This window comes from Kitasatospora sp. NPDC048545 (assembly GCF_040651155.1).
Classification (GTDB): Bacteria; Actinomycetota; Actinomycetes; order Streptomycetales; family Streptomycetaceae; genus Kitasatospora.
The window spans coordinates 1-21,018 of sequence record NZ_JBEZIQ010000010.1 but is presented as its reverse complement, the minus strand read 5'-3'; the positions used below and the strand labels follow the sequence as shown (position 1 = coordinate 21,018).

Annotated in this window: 21 protein-coding genes and 3 tRNA genes; 3 read left to right on the top strand and 21 right to left on the bottom strand. The window is 72.1% G+C overall.

All coding sequences use genetic code 11. The features are described 5' to 3' along the window. Nucleotides 1–327: 327 nt before the first annotated feature. From rplL to AB0D10_RS11995, 10 genes are all read right to left on the bottom strand, one after another. Nucleotides 328–711, bottom strand: a complete 384-nt coding sequence (rplL, locus tag AB0D10_RS12040; RefSeq protein ID WP_360254593.1) for a 50S ribosomal protein L7/L12 — start codon at nucleotides 709–711, stop codon at nucleotides 328–330. Nucleotides 712–799: 88 nt separating this feature from the next. Next, nucleotides 800–1,363: a 50S ribosomal protein L10 gene (gene rplJ, locus AB0D10_RS12035; RefSeq protein WP_045693068.1), complete on the bottom strand. Its 564-nt coding sequence runs from the start codon at nucleotides 1,361–1,363 to the stop codon at nucleotides 800–802. Between the two features lie 433 nt (nucleotides 1,364–1,796). Further along, nucleotides 1,797–2,675 carry a hypothetical protein gene (locus AB0D10_RS12030; protein WP_360254591.1) on the bottom strand — a complete coding sequence of 293 codons (879 nt, stop codon included), beginning with the start codon at nucleotides 2,673–2,675 and terminating at the stop codon, nucleotides 1,797–1,799. 161 nt (nucleotides 2,676–2,836) lie between these two features. Then, nucleotides 2,837–3,676: a hypothetical protein gene (locus AB0D10_RS12025; RefSeq protein WP_360254589.1), complete on the bottom strand. Its 840-nt coding sequence runs from the start codon at nucleotides 3,674–3,676 to the stop codon at nucleotides 2,837–2,839. Between the two features lie 126 nt (nucleotides 3,677–3,802). Beyond that, nucleotides 3,803–4,585, bottom strand: coding sequence for a hypothetical protein (locus tag AB0D10_RS12020; protein ID WP_360254587.1), 783 nt, complete (start codon nucleotides 4,583–4,585; stop codon nucleotides 3,803–3,805). 201 nt (nucleotides 4,586–4,786) lie between these two features. After that, nucleotides 4,787–5,509: a 50S ribosomal protein L1 gene (gene rplA, locus AB0D10_RS12015; protein WP_360254585.1), complete on the bottom strand. Its 723-nt coding sequence runs from the start codon at nucleotides 5,507–5,509 to the stop codon at nucleotides 4,787–4,789. Nucleotides 5,510–5,586: 77 nt separating this feature from the next. Continuing rightward, nucleotides 5,587–6,021: a 50S ribosomal protein L11 gene (rplK, locus tag AB0D10_RS12010; protein ID WP_360254583.1), complete on the bottom strand. Its 435-nt coding sequence runs from the start codon at nucleotides 6,019–6,021 to the stop codon at nucleotides 5,587–5,589. A gap of 165 nt (nucleotides 6,022–6,186) precedes the next feature. Beyond that, the gene (gene nusG, locus AB0D10_RS12005) at nucleotides 6,187–7,092 is read right to left on the bottom strand and encodes a transcription termination/antitermination protein NusG (RefSeq protein ID WP_360254581.1); all 906 of its coding nucleotides are present in this window, start codon (nucleotides 7,090–7,092) and stop codon (nucleotides 6,187–6,189) included. Nucleotides 7,093–7,301: 209 nt separating this feature from the next. Next, entirely contained in the window at nucleotides 7,302–7,559 is a 258-nt protein-coding gene (gene secE / locus AB0D10_RS12000) for a preprotein translocase subunit SecE (RefSeq protein ID WP_360254833.1), read from the bottom strand. Nucleotides 7,560–7,807: 248 nt separating this feature from the next. Further along, nucleotides 7,808–7,880 (bottom strand) — tRNA-Trp (locus tag AB0D10_RS11995). Nucleotides 7,881–8,163: 283 nt separating this feature from the next. Between AB0D10_RS11995 and AB0D10_RS11990 the strand changes: the two genes are divergently transcribed. Next, nucleotides 8,164–9,411: a pyridoxal phosphate-dependent aminotransferase gene (locus tag AB0D10_RS11990; protein ID WP_360254579.1), complete on the top strand. Its 1,248-nt coding sequence runs from the start codon at nucleotides 8,164–8,166 to the stop codon at nucleotides 9,409–9,411. Between the two features lie 115 nt (nucleotides 9,412–9,526). Beyond that, nucleotides 9,527–10,603 carry an adenosine deaminase gene (locus AB0D10_RS11985; RefSeq protein ID WP_360254577.1) on the top strand — a complete coding sequence of 359 codons (1,077 nt, stop codon included), beginning with the start codon at nucleotides 9,527–9,529 and terminating at the stop codon, nucleotides 10,601–10,603. Here the strand turns inward: AB0D10_RS11985 and AB0D10_RS11980 are convergent. The 8 genes from AB0D10_RS11980 to AB0D10_RS11945 form a co-directional block, all read right to left on the bottom strand. Next, nucleotides 10,600–11,643, bottom strand: coding sequence for a UDP-N-acetylmuramate dehydrogenase (locus AB0D10_RS11980; RefSeq protein ID WP_360254575.1), 1,044 nt, complete (start codon nucleotides 11,641–11,643; stop codon nucleotides 10,600–10,602). The genes AB0D10_RS11985 and AB0D10_RS11980 overlap by 4 nt on opposite strands. Before the next feature lie 77 nt (nucleotides 11,644–11,720). Beyond that, complete coding sequence (locus tag AB0D10_RS11975) at nucleotides 11,721–13,178, bottom strand: MFS transporter (RefSeq protein ID WP_360254573.1); 1,458 nt, start codon at nucleotides 13,176–13,178, stop codon at nucleotides 11,721–11,723. 102 nt (nucleotides 13,179–13,280) lie between these two features. Next, on the bottom strand, nucleotides 13,281–13,844 hold the full coding sequence (locus AB0D10_RS11970; RefSeq protein WP_360254571.1) for a TetR/AcrR family transcriptional regulator: 564 nt from the start codon (nucleotides 13,842–13,844) through the stop codon (nucleotides 13,281–13,283). A 170-nt stretch (nucleotides 13,845–14,014) separates the two neighbouring features. After that, nucleotides 14,015–14,437 (bottom strand): MaoC family dehydratase, encoded by a 423-nt coding sequence (locus AB0D10_RS11965; RefSeq protein WP_360254569.1) that lies wholly within the window; start codon nucleotides 14,435–14,437, stop codon nucleotides 14,015–14,017. Nucleotides 14,438–14,442: 5 nt separating this feature from the next. Continuing rightward, nucleotides 14,443–14,901 carry a MaoC family dehydratase N-terminal domain-containing protein gene (locus AB0D10_RS11960; RefSeq protein WP_360254567.1) on the bottom strand — a complete coding sequence of 153 codons (459 nt, stop codon included), beginning with the start codon at nucleotides 14,899–14,901 and terminating at the stop codon, nucleotides 14,443–14,445. 132 nt (nucleotides 14,902–15,033) lie between these two features. Further along, nucleotides 15,034–15,198 carry a 50S ribosomal protein L33 gene (gene rpmG, locus AB0D10_RS11955; RefSeq protein WP_006604855.1) on the bottom strand — a complete coding sequence of 55 codons (165 nt, stop codon included), beginning with the start codon at nucleotides 15,196–15,198 and terminating at the stop codon, nucleotides 15,034–15,036. A gap of 83 nt (nucleotides 15,199–15,281) precedes the next feature. Then, nucleotides 15,282–15,354 (bottom strand) — tRNA-Met (locus AB0D10_RS11950). A gap of 43 nt (nucleotides 15,355–15,397) precedes the next feature. After that, nucleotides 15,398–15,470 (bottom strand) — tRNA-Thr (locus AB0D10_RS11945). A 252-nt stretch (nucleotides 15,471–15,722) separates the two neighbouring features. On the opposite strand from AB0D10_RS11945, the gene AB0D10_RS11940 reads away from it, so the two are divergent. Next, nucleotides 15,723–16,991 (top strand): hydrolase, encoded by a 1,269-nt coding sequence (locus tag AB0D10_RS11940; protein ID WP_360254565.1) that lies wholly within the window; start codon nucleotides 15,723–15,725, stop codon nucleotides 16,989–16,991. A gap of 382 nt (nucleotides 16,992–17,373) precedes the next feature. On the opposite strand, the gene AB0D10_RS11935 is transcribed toward AB0D10_RS11940, so the two are convergent. The 3 genes from AB0D10_RS11935 to AB0D10_RS11925 all read right to left on the bottom strand — a co-directional run. After that, entirely contained in the window at nucleotides 17,374–18,048 is a 675-nt protein-coding gene (locus AB0D10_RS11935; protein WP_360254563.1) for a response regulator, read from the bottom strand. Next, entirely contained in the window at nucleotides 18,041–20,614 is a 2,574-nt protein-coding gene (locus AB0D10_RS11930) for a sensor histidine kinase KdpD (RefSeq protein ID WP_360254561.1), read from the bottom strand. Before AB0D10_RS11930 ends, AB0D10_RS11935 begins: the two co-directional genes overlap by 8 nt. A 137-nt stretch (nucleotides 20,615–20,751) precedes the next feature. Further along, nucleotides 20,752–21,018 (bottom strand): potassium-transporting ATPase subunit C (locus AB0D10_RS11925; protein ID WP_360254559.1); only part of this gene is annotated, 267 nt, incomplete at its 5' end.

Sequence of the window (21,018 nt, the reverse complement as noted above, 5' to 3'; positions counted from 1 at the left end):
ACCGGGCGGACTCGCGCCTTGAGAATCGCGCGCCGCGCCTGGTTCGTCAAGGGCCCGCCGACGGCGCGGGCCTCACCCCGTTCATCGACCCGGACCCCTCCCGCGTTACAGAACCCGTGGTGGGGGCCACCCGACGACGGTGATCACCATACCTCTCGCCACCGACGCTGCCGAGTGCGCGATCGGCCACACCGGTGGAGCGCGTCGACCCGGACGGCGGAACGCGGCCGGCGGCCGGCCCCGCCCCCCGGGAACGCGAAAAGGCCGGGCCGACCACCCGCAAGGGTGATCGGCCCGGCCGCACGCCCCCTCAGAGGGGGCGCAAGATCACTTGACGGTGACCTTGGCGCCGGCACCCTCAAGGGCAGCCTTGGCCTTCTCGGCAACGTCCTTGGCAACCTTCTCCAGGACCTTGGCACCAGCGGTGTCAACGAGGTCCTTGGCCTCCTTCAGGCCGAGGGAGGTCAGGGTGCGCACCTCCTTGATGACCTGGATCTTCTTGTCGCCGGCACCGTCGAGGATGACGTCGAACTCGTCCTGCTCCTCAGCGGCCTCGGCGGCCGGGCCGGCAACGCCGGCGGCGGCAACGGCGACCGGGGCGGCAGCGGTGACGTCGAACTTGTCCTCGAAGGCCTTCACGAAGGCAGCGAGCTCGATGAGGGTGAGCTCCTCGAACTGCGCGAGCAGCTCGTCCTGGGTCAGCTTCGCCATGATGGCGTCCTTCCACTAAATCGGCAGGTGGTGCCGGATGTACGGGTTGGGCGGGCACGGGCCCGCAGCGAGGCGTGAGCCTGCCGAATTACTCGGCGGCAGCGTCCTCGGCGGCGGGAGCCGGCGTACCGGCACCGCCCTGCTCGACCTTGTCGCGCAGCGCGTCCACAGTGCGGACGAGCTTCGACGGCAGGGCCTGGAAGAGCGCGGCAGCCTGGGACTGCTTGGCCTTCAGGGCACCCGCCAGCTTGGCGAGCAGCACCTCGCGGGACTCGAGGTCCGCGAGCTTCTTGATCTCATCGGCGGACAGCGCCTTACCGTCAAGGACACCGCCCTTGATGATGAGAGCGGGGTTCTCCTTGGCGAAGTCACGCAGAGCCTTCGCCGACTCCACCGGGTCACCGGTGACGAAGGCGACAGCCGTCGGACCGTTGAACAGGTCGTCGAGCTCCGTGATCCCGACCTCATTGGCCGCGATCTTGGTCAGCGTGTTCTTCACCACGGCGTACTCGGCGTTGTCGCCGAGCGAGCGACGCAGGGTCTTGACCTGCTTCACCGAGAGACCGCGGTACTCGGTCAGCAGCGCCGCAGAGGAGCCACGGAACTTGTCCGTGATCTCGGCGACGGCGGCAGCCTTGTCGGGCCTGGCCATAGGCTTACGCCTCCTTCCGTGATGTCGAATTCGGGCCGACCGCGAAAGTCGACCAATGTCGCCGCGGACCGACCGGACGGAAGGAAGCTCTTGCAGAAATGCAACGAGCCCCGGTGCGCAGGGGCACGGGGCTCGGAACGACCTCGACGGACACCCACGCGAACGCGGGACCCGGAAGTCGAAGCTCCAGACGCACCTGCGCGGGCTGCCTGCGACGAAGCGCAGATCCTTCGGCCACCGACTCCCTTGCGGGGGCGCGGCGACAACCAGCGGTCTTTGGCTTCGGCCAGATTAGCCGGAGGCGTTCCCCAGGTGCAAATCGCCCTCGGGCGGACCGGCCCGGAACGGCCTCCCGGGCGGTTCCGGAGTGGTTCCGGAGCGGTTCCGGGGACGCCCTGCCGGGCCCGGCGGGGCTCGGCGGGGCTCGGCGGGTTCAGCGGGCCGGCGGCGGGACCGTCCGGACGCCGGTGTCGGCGGTGTCCGCCTCGGCCGGCGCCTGCGCCGAGAGCAGCGCCCCGGCGAGGTCGGTGTAGAGCACCGAGTCGTCCGCCCGGCCGCTGTCCCCGCTGCCGGTGCGCTGGAGCCGGACCAGCTGGTCCTTGTCGTTGAGCCAGAGGTCCACGGTGAGCGAGAGCGAGCCGCCGGGCGCGAGCGCCGCCCGCAGGCCGTCCCGCCGGGTCTGGCTCAGCTGGGTCTGGGCGGCCGCGTACTTCTCGGCGGTGGTGGTGACCCGGTAGTGCTCGACGGTCGAGTCCTCGTACTTCTCCTCGCCGACGAAGGCGGGGTCCACCCCGTCGGCGTTGGCCGCGGCCAGCGCCTCGACCGGGTTCAGCAGGTCGACCAGGCCGGCGTACGGGATCTCCTTGTGGCCGTCCGGGTCCGGCGGGACGGTGAAGCGCTCCCAGTGTTTACCACCCTGGCGGGCCGCGGTGGCGGCGTCGCCGCCCTGGTAGGCGACGGTGTCCACGACGATCAGCTGCTCGGCGTCGGCCGGCGTGGAGCGCTTGATCTGCAGCGCCGTCTTGGGCGCCCAGAACAGCGGGCCCGACCCGGCGTCCGCGCCGAGCCGGTAGCTGACCTTGGCGCGGCGGGCGGTCTGCATGGCCAGCTGGGCGGAGAGCAGCACCCCGTGCGGGGAGCGGTCGGTCGGCTTGGCCGGGCCGGTCGGAAGGGAACCGGTCGGCGAGACGCTGGTCGGGGTCGGACTGCCGGACGGCGTGGCGGTCGCGTCGTCCCCGCCGCCGCATCCGCTCAGCCCGCTCGCCAGCAGGGCGACGACGGCCACTGCCGCCAACCGCTGCCGTCCCGCCACGTCCGTTCCCTTCGTCGCCGGCCCCGTCCGGCGGCCGTCCTCGTCCGGCCACCATGCCACCCGTCCCCGGCCCGGCGGGTGGCGGCCCCCTGGTCGGATCGCGCAGACCCGGCCGGATCCACCGGTCGGCCGAGCCGGCCCCGGTCACGGGCCCGGGTCGATCAGCCCGCGAGCAGCTTCAGCAGGTCGGCCTCGCTGCCGAGGTCGGTGGCGGCGGGCGCGGTGATCGCGGCGGCCTTGCCGAGGCCGGAGTACTTGACGGTGACGGCCTGCTTCGGGCCGTTCGAGTCGCCGTACTCCTGGTACTGGACGAGTTCCTGCTTGCCGTTCAGCCAGAAGTCGAAGGTGAGGGTCTTGCCGTCCTGCTCCAGCGTCTTCTGGACGACCTTGCGCTGCTCCTCGGGGAGCGCCGACATCCCGGCCACCAGGGTGGCGGTGTCCTCGACCGCCTTCAGGTGGGTGGTCTGGGCGCCGTCCAGGGTCTCCTCGCCGACCTTGGACAGCTTGCCGCTCTGGGCCGCGACGGTGAGCAGGACGACCGGGTTCAGCATCTGGCCGGCCGCCCGGAAGCCGTCGCCGGCCTCGTTGCCGGCGGGCAGCTTGACCCAGTGCTTGCCGCCCAGGGCCGCGGCCGCGTCGTCCCCGCCGAGGTAGGCGTCCGGCCCGATCACCCGGATCTTGAGCTTCCTGCCGCCCATGTCGCCGACCAGGTCGACGGAGGCCTTGCCCGGCTCCTTCCAGTCGGCGTCGCCGGTGCCGCCGCCCTTGCTGTCGTCCGGGCTGACCATGCTGACCTTGCCGTTGCCGGCCTTCTGCATCACCAGCGCGGAGGCGGTCAGCGCCGCCTTCGGGTCCCCGGTCAGCGCCGCCGCGATGGGGTCGCCCCCCTTGGCGTCACCGCTCTTGGCGTCGTTGCCGCCCTTGCTGCCACCGCAGGCGGTGACCGCACCGAGCAGGAGGGCCGTCGTCGCGACGGCCGAGGCGAGGCGCACAGCGCGCATGGAGGTACCCCCGTGAGATCCGTAACAGCTTCACGGAAGAGCCGATTGTCAGCTCTTCCCAGGCATTGCCCAGCCGGACTCTAACGGATCGTCGGAGCCGCCACGCAGCGGATTCCGGGCCTCCGGTCAGCCTCCCGCGGCGGGTGTCGCGTCGTCCGTGCCGGAGAAGGGGACGTCGGTCGTGGTCACGGTGGTTCCGTCGCTCCCCCGGACCGTCTCGCGCAGCCGGAGCAACCGCTCGCCGGGTCCCACCCAGACGTCGAAGGCGATCGCCGTCACCCCGTGCTGCCGGTACCAGTCCACCGTCGCGGCACGCCGCTGCGGGCTCGACTCCGGGTCCGCAGCGAGGAACTCCTCCACCGGCGCGGAGCCCTGGTAGTGCGCCACGGTCGCGCCGGCCAGTTCCTCGGCGCCGAGCGAACCGAGTTTGACGCTCTGCGCGATCGCGTACGCGCGGCTGCCCGGGGCGGTGACCAGCGCGGTCGTCCAGCCGCCCGCGTAGCCGTCCGGGGCCGGGCCGGCCGTCGGATCCAGCGCCTCGGCGGTGGCCCGCTCGGCGTGCTTGGCCGCACCACCCCCATAGGACAGGTCGATGGCACCGTCCTTCATCACCAGCTGCCCGGTGCCCGCCTCGTCGGTGACGGTCAGCTCGGCCTCGTCCCGGGGGCCCCAGACCAGCGTGCCGTTCGCGGTGCGCCGACCGGCCGGGCCCTCCCGCACCACCTCGATCCGGGCACCGCCCGCATCGTCCAGTGCCTGCGCGGCCGAGAGCACCACCTGCTTGGGCGGTACGGCCGCCGGGGAGCCGGGGGTACGGGTGGCCGGTGCGGCCAGCAGGCTGCAGCCGGAGCCGGCGCCGAGCAGCAGCAGGGCCACCACCAGGGCGGCGGAGCGGGGGGTGGGCGGCACGGCACACTCCGTCGGTCACGGGTTCTCCACATGCTGACCGACAGAGCGTACGACGCTTCGGGCACTTGTTCCCATCCGTGCAGGTCCCGGTCCCCACGACCGGCCCGGACCGCGGGCCCTGCGGCGGGAACGACGGCGGGCCCGCACCCCCGGTGAAGGGGGTACGGGCCCGCCGTACGGACTGCTCTAGAGCACTGGGGCTCAGACCGCGGCCGGGTCCTCCTCGGTGAGGAGGTTGCGGGTGCGGTTCGGGTCCACCAGGATGCCGGGGCCCATGGTGGTCGAGAACGCGGTCTTCTTGATGTAGCGGCCCTTGGCGGCGGACGGCTTGGCGCGGAGCACCTCGTCCAGCGCGGCGGCGTAGTTCTCGACCAGCTGCTCGTCGGTGAAGGAGGCCTTACCGATGATGAAGTGCAGGTTCGAGTGCTTGTCGACGCGGAACTCGATCTTGCCGCCCTTGATGTCGTTGACAGCCTTGGCGACGTCCGGGGTCACGGTGCCGGTCTTCGGGTTCGGCATCAGACCACGGGGACCGAGCACGCGGCCGAGGCGGCCGACCTTGCCCATGAGGTCCGGGGTGGCGACGACGGCGTCGAAGTCCAGCTTGCCCTTCGCGACCTCGTCGATCAGCTCGTCGGCACCGACGATGTCGGCACCCGCAGCACGCGCGGCCTCGGCACGCTCGCCGGTCGCGAAGACCAGGACCCGAGCGGTCTTACCGGTGCCGTGCGGGAGGATCACGGTGCTGCGGACCATCTGGTCGGCCTTGCGCGGGTCGACGCCCAGACGCATGGCGACCTCGACGGTGCCGTCGAACTTGGTGGTGCTGGTCGCCTTGGCGAGGCGGACGGCCTCGAGGGGGGCGTAAAGGCGCTCGCGGTCGACCTTGGCGTCCGCGGCCTTCAGAGCCTTGCTGCGCTTCACTGCTGCTCCTGAATGGTGATTGGAGTTGTGGTATTCACGGGCCTGCGCAGGCCCTACCACAGGGGACGAGAAGGTGATCAGCCCTCGACGGTGATGCCCATCGACCGGGCGGTGCCGGCGATGATCTTCTCCGCCGCGTCCAGGTCGTTGGCGTTCAGGTCGGGCATCTTCGTGGTGGCGATCTCGCGGACCTGGGCGCTGGTGAGCTTCGCGACCTTGGTCTTGTGCGGCTCGCTGGAGCCCTTCTCGATACCGGCGGCCTTCAGGATGAGGCGCGCGGCCGGCGGCGTCTTCGTGACGAAGGTGAAGGAACGGTCGTCGTAGACCGTGATCTCCACCGGCACGATCATGCCGCGCTGCGACTCGGTCGCAGCGTTGTAGGCCTTGCAGAACTCCATGATGTTGACGCCGTGCTGGCCCAGCGCGGGGCCGACCGGCGGCGCCGGGTTGGCCGCACCGGCGTTGATCTGGAGCTTGATAAGCCCCGTGACCTTCTTCTTCTTGGGAGGCATGTCTCTCCGGGTCCTTCCGAGAGGTGATTGCTGGTGCGTGCGGAACCGGGGCGACACCCGGCCGCCAGCACACACATCGAACCAGGCTAACGCGTCAGCGCCGCTGGACCAAAACGGATCCGGGGCAGGGCCCTCGGCCCTGCCCCGGATCCGAAGACCGTACGACTAGTTCTTCTGGATCTGGTCGAAGGAGAGCTCGACCGGGGTCTCCCGGCCGAAGATCTCGACCAGGCCCTTGACCTTCTTCGAGTCGGGGTTGATCTCGTTGATGGTCGCCTGCAGGGTCGCGAACGGACCGTCGGTGACGGTGACCGAGTCGCCGACCTCGAAGTCCAGCACCTGGATCTCGCTCGGCTTGACCGGCGAGGGCTTTCCGGCCTCCTTGGCCGCCTGGCGCTCGACGTCGGGGGCGAGCATCTTGACGACCTCGTCCAGGGTCAGCGGGTACGGGTCGTAGGCGTTGCCGACGAAGCCGGTGACACCCGGGGTGTTGCGCACGACGCCCCAGGACTCCGGGGTGAGGTCCATGCGCACCAGGACGTAGCCAGGGAGCTTGTTCTGGCGGATGGTCTTGCGGTCGCCGTTCTTGATCTGGACGACCTCCTCCTGCGGCACCTCGGCCTGGAAGATGTACTCCTCGACGTTCAGCGAGACGGCGCGCTGCTCCAGGTTCTGCTTCACCCGGTTCTCGTAGCCGGCGTAGGTGTGGATCACGTACCACTCGCCCGGCATGAAGCGCAGGTCCTCGCGGAACTTGGCGACCGGGTCGACCTCCTCGGCCTCCTCCGCCTCCTCCGCCTCCTCGGCGGCCTCGACGACCTCGGTCTCCTCGACCTCGGTCTCCTCGGCGGCGGCCTCGACGTCGTCCTCCACGTGCAGCGCGGCCTCCTCGGCGGGCTCGCCCGCCTCGGCCTCGTCGTACGCCTCGACCTCGTCCTCGTCGCTGTCCGCGGCGTCGACGACCTGCTCGGCGGCCTCGGCGTCGTCAGCCAGCTCGGCCGCGTCCAGCTCGGCGGCGACATCCGCCTCGCGGACGGTCTCGTCGGCGTCGTACAGGGGGGACTCAGACACGGTGGCTGCTTCTTTCCTGGAGATGGTGAAGGTGGCGCGCTCCGAAACCGGACCCGGCACGCTGCCGCTCGCGCGGGCGCCTGGTGAGGTCTCGGAGACTTCAACAGTACCGAGTCAACGGTAACGGCGCGTACGACCGCCGCCGACAGCTCGACCCGGGCCGAAGATCGGCCCGGGTCGGGAGGCTGTTTCGAAGGTGGTCGGCCGCGTCAGCCGAAGATCCAGAGGCTCAGCTTGGAGAAGCCGTAGTCCAGACCGGCCACGAAGGCCATCACGACGACGACGAACACGACCACGACGGTGGTGTAGTTGGTGAGCTCGCTCCGGGAGGGCCAGACGACCTTGCGCAGTTCCGCGATGATCTGGCGGTAGAACAGCCCCATGCGGGCGAACAGGCCCTTCTTGGCCCGCTTGCCGGACTTCTTGTCGCCGGAGCGGTTGGCCCGCTTGCGGTCGCGGCGCGACAGCGCCTTCTCCTCGCCCTCCGCGGACGTGGTCTCGGCCGCGCCATCGGCACCCTCGGGGTTGCCGCTCTCAGGCGTTGCGGTGGAGCCCGTGGTCTCCGTCACTCGTCCTCACCTGAATCCGGGTCCTGCCGGACTCGCCGCACACCCGATGGGGCACGACCGGCCGGCTTAGCGGTGCTGATCGGTGCCATCTCCCCATCAAGCCCGCTCGCTCTGTGGAGCGAACGGGCTGAAAACGGATCTAGCAGCAGGGCAAGAGGGACTCGAACCCCCAACCGCCGGTTTTGGAGACCGGTGCTCTACCAATTGAGCTATTGCCCTACGGTGCCTCGCGGCTCCTGTGGCGACCAACCTACCGCATCTCTCCCCGCTGTCTGCACAAGCGGTGAAAGCTCCGGTCTTTTCGGCGGGCCGTCGAGCAGCGAGTGTACGTGGTCGAGGGGTGTTTGGTCGAACCTCTTCTTCCGGGAGGACCGGTCGCCCGGCGGATGTCCGGTCCCGCGGGGCGCCCGCCGACGGATCGCCGGTCGCCGCGATCCGGACGGGACCGTACGGATACTGGAACCACGACGCCCGGTCCGTCCGGTTCTGCGACCATGCAGGCATGAGCGCTTCGACTCCGCAGCCCGACCAGTCCATCCGCCCCGCCGACCGCCGGGTGTCCGCCCGGATCGGCGCGATCGCCGAGTCCGCGACCCTCGCCGTGGACGCCAAGGCCAAGGCCCTCAAGGCCGCCGGCCGCCCGGTCATCGGCTTCGGCGCCGGCGAGCCCGACTTCCCGACCCCGGACTACATCGTCGAGGCGGCCGTCGAGGCCTGCCGCGACCCGAAGAACCACCGGTACACCCCGGCGGGTGGCCTGCCCGAGCTGAAGGCCGCGATCGTCGCCAAGACGCTGCGCGACTCCGGCTACCAGGTGGACGCCGCCCAGGTGCTGGTCACCAACGGCGGCAAGCAGGCGATCTACGAGGCGTTCGCGGCGATCTTGGACCCGGGCGACGAGGTCATCGTCCCGGCCCCGTACTGGACCACCTACCCGGAGTCGATCCAGCTGGCCGGCGGCGTCCCGGTGGCGGTCGTGGCCGACGAGACCACCGGCTACAAGGTGTCGGTCGAACAGCTGGAGGCCGCCCGCACCGAGAACACCAAGGTGGTGCTGTTCGTCTCGCCGTCCAACCCGACCGGCGCGGTGTACACCGAGGCCGAGGCCGAGGCGATCGGCCGCTGGGCGCTGGAGCACGGCCTGTGGGTGCTCACCGACGAGATCTACGAGCACCTGGTCTACGGCGACGCGACCTTCACCTCGCTGCCGGCCCTGCTGCCCGAGCTGGCCGACAAGTGCATCGTGGTCAACGGTGTCGCCAAGACCTACGCGATGACCGGCTGGCGGGTGGGCTGGGTGATCGGCCCCAAGGACGTCGTCAAGGCCGCGACCAACCTGCAGTCGCACGCCACCTCGAACGTCTCCAACGTCGCGCAGCGCGCCGCCCTGGCCGCCGTCGCCGGCGACCTGGACGCCGTCGCCGAGATGCGCACCGCCTTCGACCGCCGCCGCAGGACCATCGTGCGGATGCTCAACGAGATCGAGGGCGTCTACTGCCCCGAGCCCGAGGGCGCCTTCTACGCCTACCCGTCGGTGAAGGGCCTGCTCGGCAAGGAGATCCGCGGCACCCGCCCGCAGACCTCCGGCGAGCTGGCGACCCTGATCCTGGACGAGGCCGAGGTCGCGGTCGTCCCCGGCGAGGCCTTCGGCACCCCCGGCTACCTGCGGCTCTCCTACGCGCTCGGCGACGCCGACCTGGTCGAGGGCGTCAGCCGGATCCAGAAGCTGCTCGGCGAGGCCCGCGACTGACCCCGGGGTCAACCTGACACGCGGGATTCACCCGGCACACCGCCCTCTTTCACCCCTTCAGGGGATGGAACGAGGGCGGTTCCCGTTTGGGGGCCGCATACGGCAGTATCGGTGAATGGAACGCCTGTTGAACCCGCGAGACGTCAGGGGCCTCCCGAAGGCCCACCTGCACCTGCACTTCACCGGCTCGATGCGCCCCGCCACGCTGCTGGAGCTGGCCGACAAGCACGGCGTCCGGCTGCCGGAGGCGCTCAGCTCCGGCGAGCCGCCGAAACTGCGGGCCACCGACGAGCGCGGCTGGTTCCGCTTCCAGCGCCTCTACGACACCGCCCGCTCGGTGCTGCGGGACGAGGCGGACATCCGCCGGCTGGTCCTGGAGACCGCGCAGGACGAGCGGCAGGACGGCTCCCGCTGGCTGGAGATCCAGGTCGACCCGACCTCGTACGCACCCCGGCTGGGCGGGCTGATCCCCGCACTGGAACTGATCCTGGACGCGGTGGAGCAGGCCGCCCGGGCCACCGGGGTGGGGATCCGGGTGCTGGTCGCGGCCAACCGGATGAAGTCCCCGATGGACGCCCGGACACTGGCTCGGCTGGCCGTCCGCTACGCCGACCACGGGGTGGTCGGCTTCGGCCTCTCCAACGACGAGCGCCGTGGCCTCGCCCGGGACTTCGACCGGGCCTTCGCGATCGCCCGCAGGGGCGGCCTGCTGGCGGCCCCGCACGGCGGCGAGCTGGCCGGCCCGGAGTCCGTCCGGGACTGCGTGGACGACCTGGACGCCGGCCGGATCGGCCACGGCGTGCGGGCCGCCGAGGACCCGCGGCTGATGGAGCGGCTGGCGGCCCGGCAGATCACCTGCGAGGTGTGCCCGTCCTCCAACGTCTCGCTGGGCGTCTACGAGAGCCCCGAGGAGGTCCCGCTGCGCAGGCTCTTCGACGCCGGGGTCCCGCTGGCGCTGGGCGCGGACGACCCGCTGCTGTTCGGCAGCCGGCTGGCCGCGCAGTACGACCTGGCCCGGGACTTCCTGGGCTTCAGCGACGCCGAACTCGCCGAGCTGGCACGGCAGTCGGTGCGCGGCTCGGTCGCGCCGGAGGCCGTCCGCAAGGAGCTGCTGGCGGACATCGACGCCTGGCTGGCGAACGGGCACGCCCCCGCGGACGCGCCCGCCGCCACCGCTGCCACGACCGTCTAGAGCGCGACGCCCACCATCACCGGCTCGTTCACCAGCTCCACCCCGAAGGCCTCGCGGACCCCGTCCCGGATCTCCCGGGCCAGGGCCAGCAGGTCCTCGGCGGTGGCCGAGCCGCGGTTGGTGAGCGCCAGCGTGTGCTTGGTGGAGAGGGTCGCCGGGCCGCTGCCGTAGCCCTTGCCGAAGCCGGCCTTGTCGATCAGCCAGGCCGCGGAGGTCTTGGTGCAGCCCTCCGGGGCCGGGTAGGCGGGGGCGTTCTCGGCGCCCGGGCGGGTCCGGAAGGACTCGTACTGCGCGGCCGTGAGCACCGGGTTGGTGAAGAAGGAGCCGGCCGACCAGGTGTCGTGGTCCGCCGGGTCCAGCACCATGCCCTTGCCGGACCGCAGCTTCAGCACCGCCTCGTACGCCTCCACCAGCGGCACCCGCTCGTCCGGCCCGACGCCGAAGTGCTTGGCCACCTCGGCGTACTTGACCGGGCTGGAGAAGCCGTCGTGGTCCGTCAGGGCGAACCGGACCCGCAGCACCACGTAGCGGTCCGGCTCGGCCTTGAACCGGCTGTGCCGGTAGGAGAACGCGCACTCGGCGTTCGAGAGCGTGACCACCCGGTCGGCCGCGCGGTCGTAGGCGACGACCTCGGTGATCGTGTGGGCGACCTCCTGGCCGTACGCGCCGACGTTCTGGACCGGGGTGGCACCGGCCGAACCGGGGATGCCGGCCAGGAACTCGACGCCGGCCAGGCCGTGCTCGCGCACCGCGCGGGTGACCGCCTCCGACCACACCTCACCGGCGGCCAGCTCCAGCACCGTGCCGTCCAGGGTGAAGCCGGCGGTGGCGATCCGCAGCACCGTGCCGGGGAAGCCGTCGTCGCCGATCACCAGGTTGGAGCCGCCGCCGAGGACGAGCAGCGGCTCGCCGGCCGCGTCGGCCTCGCGCACGGCGGCGATCACCTCGTCGTCGGTGTGGGCGGTCACCAGGCGGCGGGCCGGGCCGCCGAGCCGGAGCGTGGTCAGCGGGGCGAGGGGGGCGTCGTTTTCTACCAGCACGCCCACCAGCGTACGGGGGGAAGGGCGGCCGCCCGGCCGCCCTTCCCCCCGCACCCCGCCCCGCACGCCGTACCGGCTCAGACCCGGGCGGCCTCGGCCCGGTCCCCCGCCGGCTGCCCGGCGGACCCGGCAGCCGCAGCGGCCGCCGCGGCCTTGCGGCGGCGCGGGATCAGCACCGCGGCGAACGCACCCACGCCGACGGCCACCGCGCCGACGTACAGCGCGGGCACCAGCCCGTCCGCGAAGGCCTGCGCCGACTGGTAGCCGCCCTGTGCCGAGAACACCGCCGAGAGCACGGCGACGCCGAGAGCTCCGCCGACCTCGCGCATCGCGTTGTTGGCGCCGGAGGCGATCCCCTGCTCCTGCGGCCGGACGCTCGCCATCACCAGCTGGGCGGTCGGGCCGAAGTACAGCGACATGCCGATCCCGCAGATCACGATGGCCGGGATCTGCGCGGGGTAGTCGAAGCCGCCGCCGTCGGCGACGAGTCCGAACAGCGCCAGGCCGACGGCCTGGAGGGCCAGTCCGGTGACCACGATCGGGCGCCCGCCGATCCGGTCGGAGACGATGCCCGCGATCGGCGAGACCAGCAGCGGCATCGCGGTCCACGGCAGCATCCGGATGCCGGCCTCCTGCGGACTGTAGCCCCCGACGCCCTGGAGGTACTGGCTGATCAGGAAGATCGAGCCGAACATCCCGAGGTACATCAGCAGGCTGGCGGCGTTGACGGCCGAGAAGGCGCGGCTGCGGAAGAGCCGCATCGGCAGCATCGGGTGGGCCGCCACGCGCTGGTCGTACCAGACGAAGGCGGCCAGCAGCACGACGCCGGCGATCAGGGCGCCGAGGACCAGCGGACTGGTCCAGCCGTCCGGGTTGCCACGGATCAGGCCGAGCACCACGCCGAACATGCCCAGGCTGACCAGGAGGGTCCCGGGCAGGTCCAGGGCCCGGTCCGCACCCCGGCTCTCGCCGAGCCGCAGGAAGGCCAGCGGCAGCAGCACGAGACCGACCGGGACGTTCACCCAGAAGATCCACTGCCAGGAGAAGTGCTCGGTCAGCGACCCGCCGATCAGCGGTCCGGCGGCGACGGCGAGGCCGCTGACGCCCGACCAGATGCCGAAGGCCATCCCCCGCTTTGCCTCGGGCACGGCGGCGGTGAGCAGGGTGAGGGTGAGCGGCATCATCACCGCGGCACCGACGCCCTGCACCGCCCGGGCGGCGATCAGCTCACCGATCTCCGGGGAGAGGGCGGCCCCCGCGGAGCCGGCGGTGAAGATCGCCAGGCCGATCAGGAAGATCCGGCGGCGGCCGAAGCGGTCGCCGAGGGCGGCCCCGAACATCAGCAGCACGGCGAAGCTCAGGGTGTAGGCACTGACCGTCCATTCGAGGTCGGACAGCCCACCGCCGAGTTCCTCGCGGATCGACGGCAGTGCGGTGGTGACCACCAGGTTGTCCAGGGCGGCCATGAAACTGGCCGCACTGACGATCACCAGGGTCCAGATCGCGGTCCTGCCGAGGGCCGGTTTCTCCGTCATGACTTCCCCAGGTCTCTAGGTAGTTGGTGCCTCTAGGTAGTTATTGATCAATAACTTTCATGGGCCGAAAAGGGGCCGCACGGACGCCACCGCGCGACCCTGCTACCCGGCCGGTTCGCACCCGTCGAAGCCGCCCCAGATCCGGTGGTCCGGCGGGAAGCCCAGCGCCACCAGGGTGTTGATCAGCATCCCGTGCGCGAAGAACTGCGTGGCGTCCTTCATGTCGCCGCCGATCCGGATCCTGACCCGCTCGAACAGGCTCTCCCACAGTCGCCGGGCGCTCTCCCCGATCTCCTCCTCGCCGACCGCCCTGGCCGCGAACACGGAGACGTAGAGCTGCATCTGCATCATCAGCTGGTCACGGTCCTCGACCAGCCCCAGGTACGCCTCGGACATCGCCTCGGCGGCGGCCTCGCCGGTCAGGCCGGCCGACGCCTCGTCGAAGACCCTCCAGGTCTCCTCGACGCAGCGCTCGGCGGCGGCCTCGAAGATGGCCTGCTTGCCCGGGAAGAGCCGGAACAGGTACGGCTGCGAGACGCCCACCCGGCGGGCGATCGCCTCGGTGGAGGTGCCCCGGTAGCCACCCCGGGCGAACTCGATCATCGCGGCACGGACGACGCTCTCGCGCCGCTCCTCCGCGCTCATCCGCATGCTCGACCTCGCCATGACTTCCAAGTTAGTGGCCAATCACTATCTATGCAAGGCCCACGGCCGCACCCGGGGATCCCGCCGCACGGCCCCGGTCGCAGCCGGCCACCCGGCCGTGGCCAGACCCCCGGCCAGGCCCCCCCGGCCCGGCCCTCCCCCGGTCGGCCCTCCCCCCGGACCGGTCGGCCTCAGGCCAGCCGGACGATCGCCCTGGACATCCCGAGGACCTTCTGACCGCCCGTGGTGGCCAGCAGGTCGACCTGCACCCGGCCGTCGTCCAGCTTCTTGGCGACCTTCGCCGAGACCTCGATCACCGCGCCGACCCCGTCGTCGGGCACCGGCACCGGACGGGTGAACCGCACGCCGTACTCGACCACCGCGGCCGGGTCGCCGACCCAGTCGGTGACCACCCGGATCGCCTCGGCCATGGTGAACATGCCGTGCGCGATGACGTCCGGGAGGCCGACCTCCAGGGCGAACCTCTCGTTCCAGTGGATCGGATTGAAGTCGCCCGAGGCGCCCGCGTAGCGCACCAGGGTGGCGCGGGTCACCGGGAACGACTGCGCCGACAGCTCGGTGCCGACCTCGACCTCGTCGTAGCTGATCGCCATCGTGTTCACTCCCCCGCCTCGTCGGCGGCCCGGGCCACCAGGGTCATGACCGCCGTCAGCACGTGCTCGCCGGTCCCGTCCAGCACCTCGCCGCGCACGGTGAGCACGTCGTTGCCCGCCAGCGACTTGATGTTGTCGATGGTCACCACGACCGAGAGCCGGTCGCCGGCCCGCACCGGGCGCGTGTAGGTGAACTTCTGGTCGCCGTGGACGACCCGGCTGAAGTCCAGGCCCAGCTCCGGGTCCCCCACGACCTGGCCGGCCGCACTGTAGGTGACCACGAACGGGAAGGTCGGCGGGGCGATCACGTCCGGGTGGCCCAGCGCCTTCGCCGCCTCGGCGTCGGCGTACGCCGGATTGGCGTCGCCGATCGCGATCGCGAACTCGCGGATCTTCTCCCGGCCGACCTCGTACGGCTCGGTGGGCGGGTAACTACGCCCGATGAAGGAGGGGTCGAGCGCCATGGCAGCTCCTCGGAACACGGATGGACACGAAGCGGACGGATACGGAAATGACTCCGGGCCGCACCCCCCAAGAGGGATGCGGCCCGGAGTCGAAGACCTGAGTTCACACAGGCCCGATGCCCTACGAAGAGGTCAGCGGGTCTCGCGGTGAGCGGTGTGCGAGTTGCAGCGGGGGCAGTGCTTCTTCATCTCAAGACGGTCCGGGTCGTTACGCCGGTTCTTCTTGGTGATGTAGTTCCGCTCCTTGCACTCCACGCAGGCCAGCGTGATCTTCGGGCGGACGTCGGTGGCAGCCACGGGAGTGCCTTCCTTGGACAACGAATAAGAACACAACAAGAGTAGCCGACCGGGAGTGCGATCTCCCGACCGACTACGCGGGGTAGCGGTGACCGGACTTGAACCGGTGACACAGCGATTATGAGCCGCTTGCTCTACCAACTGAGCTACACCGCCACAGTGATCCGCAGCACAGTCGAAACTGACTGCTTCTCACCAGAGCCCCCATGCGGAATCGAACCGCAGACCTTCTCCTTACCATGGAGACGCTCTACCGACTGAGCTATAGGGGCGAACGAGGAAGAGATTACACGTTTCGCGGCCGGAGGTGAAATCCGTATCCCGCGGCGAAGACCGCAGGTGGGCGAGGTGCACGGAGGAGCGATCCAAGGCCGGGTGTTCGATCGGCCCACGGGGCGCACGGCCCGACCCGATACGACTATTTCCCGCCTCCCGGCTCCCCGCCCCCGCGCGCCATAGGCTCGACGCTCATTCACCGGGATCGACTGGCCGCCCGCACGGGCCGGCCCGAGAAGGAGCCCGCGATGGACAGCGCAGCCGCCGACGGGCCGCACCACGAGCCCGGCCCGGCGGCCAACCCCCTCGGGCACGGCCCGGTCCTGCTGCTCACCGGCGCCCGGCTGGCCGACGGACGGGTGGTGGACGTCCGGATCAGCGGCGACCGGATCCAGGCCGTCGGCACCGTCGGCAGCCTCGGCCCGATGCCCGCCCTGCCCGGCGCGCCCACCGTCACCACCGGCGCCCGGATCGACCTCAAGGGCTACCTGCTGCTCCCGGCCCCCGCCGAGGCGCACGCCCACTACGACACCGCCTTCTCCGCCGCCCTGCCCGCCCCGCCCGAGGACACCCAGGCCGACCTCACCCGCCGGATCACCGAGGCCGCGCTCACCTCGCTCGGCTACGGCGCCACCGCCCAGCGCACCCACGTCCGGATCGGCAACGTGCATGGGCTGCGCCCCCTGGAAGCGGTGCTCACCGCCCGGCAGGCGCTGCGCGGGCTGGCCGACCTGCAGGCCGTGGCGATGCCCCGGCTGCTCACCGGCCGGGCCGGCGCGGACGGCCGGGCACAGCTACGCGAGGCGCTGAAGCTCGGCGCCACGGCGGCGGGCGGCTGCCCGGAGCTCGACCCCGACCCGGCCGGGTACGTCCAGCTGTTGCTGGAGGCCGCCCGGGAGGCGGACTGCCCGGTCGACCTGCACACCACCGCCGCCGACCTCGCCCAACTCGCGCGGCTGACAGGCGCCTTGGCGCCGCTGCGGCCGCGGGTGACGCTCGGGCCGTGCGGCGCGCTGGCCCGGGGGGCGTCGGCGGTGTTGGCGACCGGCGGGGTGCGGGTGGTGTGCCTGCCGCAGAACGGCGGCTGCACCGGCCTGGAGGGCCGCACGACGGGCCTGCGGCCGGGCCTGCTGAGGGAGTTGGCGGCGGCCCGGGTGCCACTGGCGGCGGGCAGCGGAGCGCTGCGCGACCCGTCCAACCCGGTCGGCCGGGCGGATCCACTGGAGTCGGCGTACCTGCTGGCGGCGGGCGGGGAGCTGGACCCGGAGACGGCGTACGACGCGGTGGCGAACCAGGCCCGGGCGGCGCTCGGGCTGCCGCCGGTCCGGGTGGACGCCGGGTTCCCGGCGGAGCTGCTGGCGGTGCGCGGGGACAGCCTGGCCGGGGCGCTCGCCGGCGGGCACAGCCGGCTGGTGGTGCACAGCGGCCGGGTGGTCAGCCGGACCAGCGCAGTGCGGGAGTTCGCGGACACCGTGGCACTGGCGCTGCCCCGGCAGTCCGGAAGCACCGAGGACTGACCGGCGAGGGCCGGCCGGGCCTGCGGGGTCGGCAGGGCCTGCGGACGGACGGGAGCGGACGGACCGGACCGAACGGACCGGACGGACCGGAGCGGCGGATCAACGGTGCGGACCAGGAGATCAAAGGGGCGCGCGACGGATTGTCACGCGCCCCTCCCCCACCTGCTGGCCGTCGTTCGACGGCGGCGCGAGCGGCCCCGGCTACCCCACACGCAGCGGGGACCGCTCGGTTCGGCACCGACGCTACGCCCACGGAGCACCTCCCCCGGCCGGCCTTGACGCTCTACTGCCGTGCCGGGGGCCGGTCTTGACGCCCCGTTGACGCCGACGCCCGGACGCCCGGACACACGGACGCCCGGACGCACGGGTCGCCGGCCCGGCGCTACGGCACGTACCGGTACCCGATCCCCGGCTCGGTGATCAGGTGCCGCGGCCGGGCCGGGTCGCGCTCCAACTTGCGGCGCAGCCCGGCGAGATAGACCCGCAGGTAGTTGCCGCGCCCCTCCTGGGCCGGGCCCCACACCTCGCGCAGGATCTGCCGGCCGGGCACCAGCCGGCCGGGGTTGGCGAGCAGCAGCGCGAGGATCCGCCACTCGGTCGGGGTGAGCCGCACCGGACCGGCGGGACCGTTGACGGTGGTGGCCGCGAGGTCCACGGTGTGGTCGCCGATCACCGGCCTGGCCGGCGGGACACCGCCCAAGGGCCGGCGCAGCACCGCCCGTAACCGGGCCAGCAGTTCGTCCATCAGGAACGGCTTGGTGAGGTAGTCGTCCGCGCCCGCGTCCAGGGCGCCGACCTTGTCGGCGGCGTCGCTGCGGCCGGAGAGCACGATGATCGGCATCGCGCTGCGGGTGCGCAGGCCGCGCAGCACCTCCATCCCGTCGAGGTCGGGCAGGCCGAGGTCGAGCAGGACGGCGTCCGGGAGCGCGTGCGCGGCGCGGTCGAGTGCCTCGCCGCCGCTGGCGGCAGTGCGGACGGCGTACTGCCGGGCGCTGAGGTTGATCCGCAGGGTGCGCAGCAGCGCCGGTTCGTCGTCGACGATCAGGATGTCACTCATGCGGTGGCTCCTTCCCCGGGGCGGCGGGCTCGGTGGCGGGGTGCGCCGTGACGGCGGGCAGGGTGAGCAGCATGGTGGTTCCGCCGCCGGGGGTGTCCTCGACCTCCAGGCTGCCGCCCATGGCCTCGGCGAGGCCGCGGGAGAGGGCGAGGCCGAGGCCGACACCGGTGGTGTTGTCGGTGTCGCCGAGGCGCTGGAAGGGCAGGAAGACCCGGTCGCGGTCCTCGGGGGCGATGCCGGGGCCGCGGTCGATCACCCGGATCTCGACCTGGTCGGCGTGGTGGCTGGCGGTGACGAGGACGGGTGCGCCGGGGGCGTTGTGGCGCAGCGCGTTGGTGATCACGTTGGCGAGGACGCGTTCCAGCAGCGGCGGGTCGGCGAACACGGCCGGGGTCGTGTCCAGGTCCAGGGGCTGGACCGGTGCGTACGGGTCGGGGAGGCTGTCGAGCGCCCGGGGCAGGATCTCGTCCAGGTGGGTCTCGGTGAGGTGCAGGGTGAGCACACCGGCCTGGAGGCGGCTCATGTCGAGCAGGTTGTCGACCAGGCTGGTGAGTTTGACCAGGGATTCGTCGGCGGTGGCGAGGAGTTCGGCCTGGTCCTCGGGGGAGAACTCGACGTCGGGGCTGCGCAGCGAGCCGACCGAGGCGAGGGCGGCGGCGAGCGGGGTGCGCAGGTCGTGGCTGACGGCGGCGAGCAGGGCGGTGCGCATCCGGTCGGCGGCCTTGATCGGCTCGACCTCGGCGGCGACGACGGCCAGCCGGTCGCGTTCCAGGGCGGCGGCGACGTGGGCGGCGAAGGCGGTGAGCACGCGCTGGTCGGCGGCGGACAGCCGGCGGCCGGTGAGCACCAGGACGGCGTCCGCGCCGACCGGGACCTCGGTGGACTCCTGCGGGCCGTCGCCGTCGTCCTGGTGCTCACCCTCGCAGTGCGCCAGCACCTCGCCGTCGGCCCGGGAGAGCAGGGCGACGGCCCGCATGCCGAAGGCCGTCCGGGACTTCTCCAGCAGGGCGGGCAGGGCGTCGGCGCCGCGCAGCACGCTGCCGGCCAGGGTGGAGAGGGTCTCGGCCTCGGCGGTGGCCCGGGCCGCCCGGGTGGTGAGCCGGCCGGCGTGGTCGACCACGGTGGAGACGGTGAGGGCGATGGCGGCGAAGACCACCAGGGCGACGATGTTGTTGGTCTCGCCGATGGTGAGGCTGTGGATCGGCGGGATGAAGTAGTAGTTCAGCAGTACCGAGGCGATGACCGAGGCCACCAGGGCGGACACCGCACCGCCGAGCAGGGCGACGATGACGACGCCGAGCTGGAAGATCAGTGCATCGGTGGTGAGGTTGATCCGGTGGTGCGCCTGGGAGAGCAGGGCGGTGAGCAGCCAGGGCAGCACCAGGCCCGCCGCGTAGCCGACGACGGTGCGGCGCTTGGAGTGGCGGCGGCCGAGCGGGGGCAGCCGGCCGCGGCCGGTGAACTCGTGGGTGACCATGTGGACGTCGATGTCCTCGGAGGCGTCCACGGTGGTCTCGCCGATGCCGGGGCCGGTGAGGAAGCGGTTGATCCGGCCGCGGCGGCTGGTGCCCAGTACCAGCTGGGTGGCGTCGTGGGCGCGGGCGAAGGCGAGCAGTGCGGTGGGGATGTCGTCGCCGACGACCACGTGGTAGCTGCCGCCGAGGGTCTCGACCAGCTGCCGTTGCTGGGCGAGTGCGCCGGAGGAGGCGCCGGCCAGGCCGTCGCTGCGGGTGATGTGGACGGCCAGCAGTTCGCCGCCGGCGGTGCGGTCGGCGATGCGGGCGGCACGGCGGATGATCGTTTCGCCTTCGGGGCCGCCGGTGAGGGCGACCACGACGCGTTCACGGGTCTCCCAGACCCGGTCGATGCTGTGGGTCGCGCGGTAGTCGCGCAGGCCCTCGTCGACCCGTCCGGCGACCCAGAGCAGGGCGAGTTCGCGCAGGGCGGTGAGGTTGCCGACCCGGAAGTAGTTGGAGAGCGCGGCGTCCACCTTCTCCGCCTTGTAGACGTTGCCGTGGGCCATCCGACGGCGCAGTGCCTGCGGGGCCATGTCGACGAGTTCGATCTGGTCGGCCCGGCGGACCACCTCGTCCGGGACGGTCTCGCGCTGCGGGATGCCGGTGATCTTCCGGACGACGTCGTTGAGCGACTCCAGGTGCTGGATGTTGACGGTGGTGATGACGTCGATCCCGGCGGCCAGGATCTCCTCGACGTCCTGCCAGCGCTTGGGGTGCCGGCCGCCGGGGACGTTGGTGTGCGCCAGCTCGTCGACCAGGACGACGGACGGACGGCGGGCGAGCACCGCGTCGAGGTCCATCTCCTCGAACTCGGCTTCCCGGTAGGAGCGGTGGACCCTCGGCAGGACCTCCAGGCCGGCCAGCATGCCCTCGGTGTGGCGCCGCCCGTGGCACTCGATGTACCCGATCACGACGTCGGACCCGCGTTCCTGTCTGCGCCGGGCCTCGTCCAGCATCCGATAGGTCTTGCCGACCCCCGGCGCGGAGCCGAGGTACACCCTCAGCCGGCCACGGCGGATGCCGGCACCGGGGGTGAGGTCGCGGGCCATGGGCACTGCTCTTTCCATCGTGAGGTGGCGCGCGCCCCGGGAGGTGGTGCGCGCGGACGCGGGTCGGCCGGCCCGGGCGCGGGAGGTGTTCTCCCGTGCCCGGGCCGGCCCGGTTCAACCGCTGTTCCGATGCGGTGTCACTTCTGCTCGCTGAGCGCCTTGTTGAGGAGGACGACGTTGACCGCCTCGTTGCCGAGGAAGCCGAGCGAGCGGCCCTCGGTGTACGTGTCGACCAGCTGGTTCAGCTTGTCGGCCGGCAGTCCGCGTTCCCTGGCGACCCGGTTGACCTGCTCCTTGGCGTAGGCCACGGAGATGTGCGGGTCGAGGCCGGAGCCGGAGGCGGTCAGCGCGTCGGCCGGGACGCTCGCCGGGTCGACGCCGTCGAAGGCGGCGACGGCGGCGCG

Coding starts and splice junctions, on each gene's coding strand:
- AB0D10_RS11935 (WP_360254563.1), bottom strand. CDS start 18,048: ATGAGTGACATCCTGATCGTCGACGACGAACCGGCGCTGCTGCGCACC.
- AB0D10_RS11990 (WP_360254579.1), top strand. CDS start 8,164: ATGAGCGCTTCGACTCCGCAGCCCGACCAGTCCATCCGCCCCGCCGAC.
- AB0D10_RS11970 (WP_360254571.1), bottom strand. CDS start 13,844: ATGGCGAGGTCGAGCATGCGGATGAGCGCGGAGGAGCGGCGCGAGAGC.
- AB0D10_RS11960 (WP_360254567.1), bottom strand. CDS start 14,901: ATGGCGCTCGACCCCTCCTTCATCGGGCGTAGTTACCCGCCCACCGAG.
- AB0D10_RS11965 (WP_360254569.1), bottom strand. CDS start 14,437: ATGGCGATCAGCTACGACGAGGTCGAGGTCGGCACCGAGCTGTCGGCG.
- AB0D10_RS11985 (WP_360254577.1), top strand. CDS start 9,527: ATGGAACGCCTGTTGAACCCGCGAGACGTCAGGGGCCTCCCGAAGGCC.
- AB0D10_RS11975 (WP_360254573.1), bottom strand. CDS start 13,178: ATGACGGAGAAACCGGCCCTCGGCAGGACCGCGATCTGGACCCTGGTG.
- rplK (WP_360254583.1), bottom strand. CDS start 6,021: ATGCCTCCCAAGAAGAAGAAGGTCACGGGGCTTATCAAGCTCCAGATC.
- rplJ (WP_045693068.1), bottom strand. CDS start 1,363: ATGGCCAGGCCCGACAAGGCTGCCGCCGTCGCCGAGATCACGGACAAG.
- AB0D10_RS12025 (WP_360254589.1), bottom strand. CDS start 3,676: ATGCGCGCTGTGCGCCTCGCCTCGGCCGTCGCGACGACGGCCCTCCTG.
- AB0D10_RS11930 (WP_360254561.1), bottom strand. CDS start 20,614: ATGGCCCGCGACCTCACCCCCGGTGCCGGCATCCGCCGTGGCCGGCTG.
- AB0D10_RS11940 (WP_360254565.1), top strand. CDS start 15,723: ATGGACAGCGCAGCCGCCGACGGGCCGCACCACGAGCCCGGCCCGGCG.
- rplL (WP_360254593.1), bottom strand. CDS start 711: ATGGCGAAGCTGACCCAGGACGAGCTGCTCGCGCAGTTCGAGGAGCTC.